At 75.3% G+C, this 4632-nt stretch carries 2 protein-coding genes; both read left to right on the plus strand.

All coding sequences use genetic code 11. The annotated features are described in order from the left end of the window. A partial coding sequence (locus IG05_RS48165) for an SDR family NAD(P)-dependent oxidoreductase (protein WP_030349128.1) occupies nt 1-3723 on the plus strand: 3723 nt, incomplete at its 5' end. Between the two features lie 45 nt (nt 3724-3768). Continuing rightward, on the plus strand, nt 3769-4632 hold an 864-nt coding region (locus tag IG05_RS0140665; RefSeq protein ID WP_030349129.1), incomplete at its 3' end, for a beta-ketoacyl synthase N-terminal-like domain-containing protein.

Genomic DNA, 4632 nt, shown 5'->3' on the forward strand with positions numbered 1-4632 from the left:
GTGGAGCTGCTCACCGAGGAGCGGCAGTGGCCCGACACCGGCCGCCCCCGCCGCTCCGCGGTGTCCTCCTTCGGCATCAGCGGCACCAACGCGCACGTCGTCCTGGAAGAGGCCCCCGCCGAGATCCCGGCCGACACCGACACCGACACCGGCACCGACGAGGCCCCCGACAGCGGCACCGACAGGGCCACCGGCAGCGGCACCGGCGGCCCGGCGGTCCTGCCGCTGGTGCTGTCGGCCAGGAACACCGAGGCGCTCACCGCGCAGGCCGCGCGGCTGCGCGAGCACGTCGGCACGCCGCCGGGCGTCCCGATGACGGACGTCGCGTTCAGCCTCGCCGGGCGCACGGTGTTCGACCACCGCGCCGTCGTGCTCGGTACCGACGAGGCGGAGCTGCGGGACGGTCTCGTCGCACTGGCCGAGGGGCGCCCCGCTCCCGGAGTCGTCACGGGCGTCGCCGACCGGGGCGGCAAGGTGGCCTTCCTGTTCACCGGACAGGGCAGCCAGCGGCCCGGCATGGGACGCGAACTGTACGCCGCGTACCCGGTGTTCGCCGAGGCCCTCGACGCGGTCTGCGACGCCCTGGACAGCCATCTCGCCCGTCCGCTGCGCGAGATCATGTTCGCCGGTGACGGCACGGAGAACGCCGGACTGCTGGACCGGACCGTCCACACCCAGGCGGCGCTGTTCGCCCTGGAGGTGGCACTGTTCCGCCTCCTGGAGTCCTGGGGGCTGCGCCCGGACTACCTGATGGGCCACTCGGTCGGCGAACTCGCCGCCGCGCACGTCGCCGGGGTGCTCTCCCTGGACGACGCCGCCGCCCTGGTGGCCGCCCGCGGCAGCCTGATGCAGGCCCTGCCCGCGGGAGGCGCCATGGTGTCGGTGCTGGCCACCGAGGAGGAGGTGTCCGGCCTGCTGGCGGGCCACGAGGCCGAGGTGTCCGTCGCCGCCGTCAACGGCCCCGCGTCCGTGGTGATCTCCGGTGACGAGGACACGGTGCTGCGGATCACCGCCGCGCTCGACGCCGTCGGCGTCAAGACGCGCCGGCTCAACGTCAGCCACGCCTTCCACTCGCCCCACATGGAACCCATGCTGGACGAGTTCCGTGCGACCGCCGGAAAGCTGGGGTTCTCCCGGCCGCTCATCCCGATCGTCTCCAACGTGACCGGCCGCGTCCTCACCGCCGACGAGGCCCGCTCCGCGGACTACTGGGCCGACCACATCCGCCGGGCGGTGCGCTTCCACGACGGCATACGGACCCTGCACGCCGAAGGGGTGCAGACCTACGTCGAGCTGGGACCGGACGCCGTACTCACCGCCATGGCGCAGGACTGCCTGAGCGGGACCGGCGACACCGAGCCGCTGCTGCTCGCCACCCAGCGACGCGGCAGGCCGCAGGCCCGCACCCTCACCACCGCGGTGGCCGAGGCCCACGCGAACGGGGCCGTCCGGGTGGACTGGCCGGCGCTGTTCGACGGGTCCGGCGCCCGGCGCGTGGAACTGCCCACCTACCCCTTCCAGCGGCAGCGGTACTGGCTGCAGACGCCCGCCCCGCAGGCCGGTGGCGACGGCGGCCAGGACGAGCAGTTCTGGACCGCGGTCCGGGAGCGCGACCTCGCGGCGCTGGAGGACCTGCTCGGCACCGACGGCTCCGGCGCGCTCGCCCAGCTGCTGCCGGCGCTCGCCTCATGGCGGGAGGACAGCGCGCGGCGCTCCGTCACCGGCTCCTGGCGGTACCGGGCCGCCTGGTGGCCCGCCACCGTGCCCGCCGAGGGAACGCTCACCGGCACCTGGCTGGTCGTCGTACCCGCGGCACTGTCCGGGTCCGAGCCGACGGCCTCGGCCGAGGCGGCACTGGCCGGACGGGGCGCCCGGGTGCTCCGGGTGACCGTCGACCCGGCGCGGACCGACCGGGACACGCTCGCGCGGCAGCTCGCGGAGGCCGCCGGCGACACTCCCGCCGAAGGCGTCCTGTCGATGCTCGCGCTGGACCCCGTCCCGCACGGCGACCACCCCACGCTCACGCGGGGCGTCCTGGCGAGCCTGCTGCTGATCCAGGCGGTCACCGAGACGGCCGAGCCACCCCGGCTCTGGCTCCTCACCCAGGGCGCCGTCGCCACGGGAGGCCCGGACACGCTCGACGCCCCCGCCCAGGCGGCGGTGTGGGCCCTGCACCGCACGGCGGCACTCGAACACCCGCAGCTCCAGGGCGGTGTGGTCGACCTGCCGGCCGTCGTGGACGACGGCGCGCTGCGACGCCTGACGGCCGTGCTCGCCGACCCCGCCGGCGAGGACCAGCTGGCCATCCGGCCCGCCGGCACGCTCGTACGCCGACTGGTCCGCGCCACGCCGGGACGGCCGGCCGGCGACACCTACCGGCCCCGCGGCACCGTCCTGGTCACCGAGGGCACCTGGGGGATGGGAGCGCGGGTGGCGCGCCGGCTCGCCGCCCTCGGCGCCCCGCACCTGGTGCTCACCCACTCCCCGGGCGCCGAGGGCCAGGGTCTGCGGGACACGCTGGAGGAGCTCTCCGCGGCGGGCGCCCGGGTGACCGTGGTCCCCTGCGACCTCGCCGACCGGGCCGCCGTGGCCGCACTGCTGGACGGCATCCCGGCGGAGCAGCCGCTGACCGCCGTGTTCCACACCGCCGGCGACCCGCGCAGCGCCGCACTGGCCGGGACGGACCCGGCGGAGTTCGCCGCCACCGTGAGCGCCGTCGCCGCGGGCGCGGCCCACCTGCACGACCTCGTGGACGCCGGGGACCTGGACGCCTTCGTCCTGTTCTCGTCGATCGCCGGCGTGTGGGGGAGCGGCGGCCAGGGCGCGTACGGCGCGGCCAACGCCTACCTCGACGCGCTCGCCGAGCACCGCCGGGGCAGCGGCCGGACCGCGACCGCGCTCGCCTGGGGCCTGTGGGCGGACACCCCGTCCACCGCCGTCGAGGCGCCGGACCCGGCCGCCGAGCAACTCCGCCGGGAACAGCTCCGCCGCCGCGGACTCGCCGGCATGGCACCCGACCTCGCTCTCGACGCCATGGCCGAGAGCATCGGACAGCCCGAAGCGGCCTACGTCGTCGCCGACGTGGACTGGGAGCTGTTCGCCCCGGCCTTCACCGCCGTCCGGCCCAGCCCGCTGATCAGCGGGCTGCCCGAGGCCGGCCAGGCGCTGAGCCAGGCCGAGGGCGAGGACGGCGCCGGTGCCTCCGAGGCCGCGGACACACTGCTGCAGTCCCTGGCCGGACTGCCCGAGTCGGAACAGGAACGGCTGCTGACCGACCTGGTCCGCACGGAGATCGCCGCCGTCCTGGGGCACTCCGGTCCCGAGGCGGTCCCCGCCACCCGGGCCCTGAAGGACCTGGGCCTCGACTCCCTGGCCGCGGTGTCGCTGCGCAACCGGCTGGGCGCGGTCACCGGGCTGCGGCTGCCCGCCACGCTCGTGTTCGACCATCCCAACCCGGCCGCGGTGGCCGCCTTCCTGCGCGCCGAGATCGCCCCGGCACAGGAGGGCACCCCCGTCGACCAGGAGCTGGACAAGCTGCAGACCCTGATCGCCGCGCACTCCGGCGACCGGACCGTGCGGGAGCGGATCGGCGCCCGCCTCCAGTCCCTCCTGGCGGAGCTGACCGGCCAGGACGCGGAGGTCGCCGCCGTCGCGGCGCAGCTGGAGGAGGCCTCCGACGAGGACATCTTCGCCTTCATCGACAGCGAGCTCGGCACCCCCTGACCCGGCGGCCCGGCAGGACACCTGCCAGACATCAGCGAGGAACCAATGAACGCCACACCTGACGAGAAAAAGCTCCGGGAGTACCTCAAGCGCGTGACCGTCGAGCTGACGGAGTCACGCCGCCGCCTGAAGGAGTCCGAGGACAAGCGCCGCGAACCCCTCGCGATCGTGGGGATGAGCTGCCGCTACCCGGGCGGCGTGCGGTCCCCCGAGGACCTGTGGAACGTGGTCGCGTCCGGGGCCGACGTGATCGCGGGCTTCCCCACCGACCGGGGATGGGACGAGAACCTCTACGACCCCGATCCGGACCGGACCGGCCGGACCGTCACCCGGCAGGGCGGATTCCTGTACGAGGCCGCGGACTTCGACGCGGAGTTCTTCGGTATCTCGCCGCGTGAGGCGCTGGCGATGGACCCGCAGCAGCGGCTGTTCCTGGAAGTCGCCTGGGAGGCGCTGGAACGCGCGGGCATCGACCCCCTCACCCTGCGCGGCAGCCGCACCGGCGTCTACGCCGGCTGCGTCACCGACGACTACCAGCTCACGCTCCAGCAGGCCCCCGGCGAGATCGAGGGCTACAAGATGACGGGCGCCGCGCGCAGCGTCCTGTCGGGCCGGGTCTCCTACACCCTGGGCCTGGAGGGGCCGGCCGTGACGGTGGACACGGCCTGCTCCTCCTCGCTGGTGGCGCTCGACCTGGCGGGGCAGGCCCTGCGCCGGGACGACTGCTCCATGGCGCTGGTGGGCGGTGTGACGATCCTCGCCACACCGACCGAGTTCGTGAACTTCAGCCGCCAGCGCGGCTTCTCCCCCGACGGGCGGTGCAAGGCGTTCGCGGCGTCGGCCGACGGCACCGGCTGGGCCGAGGGTGTGGGTGTGCTGGTGGTGGAGCGGCTGTCGGACGCGCGGCGG

The organism is Streptomyces sp. NRRL S-1022 (assembly GCF_000720135.1).
In the GTDB taxonomy this organism is placed as follows: domain Bacteria; phylum Actinomycetota; class Actinomycetes; order Streptomycetales; family Streptomycetaceae; genus Streptomyces.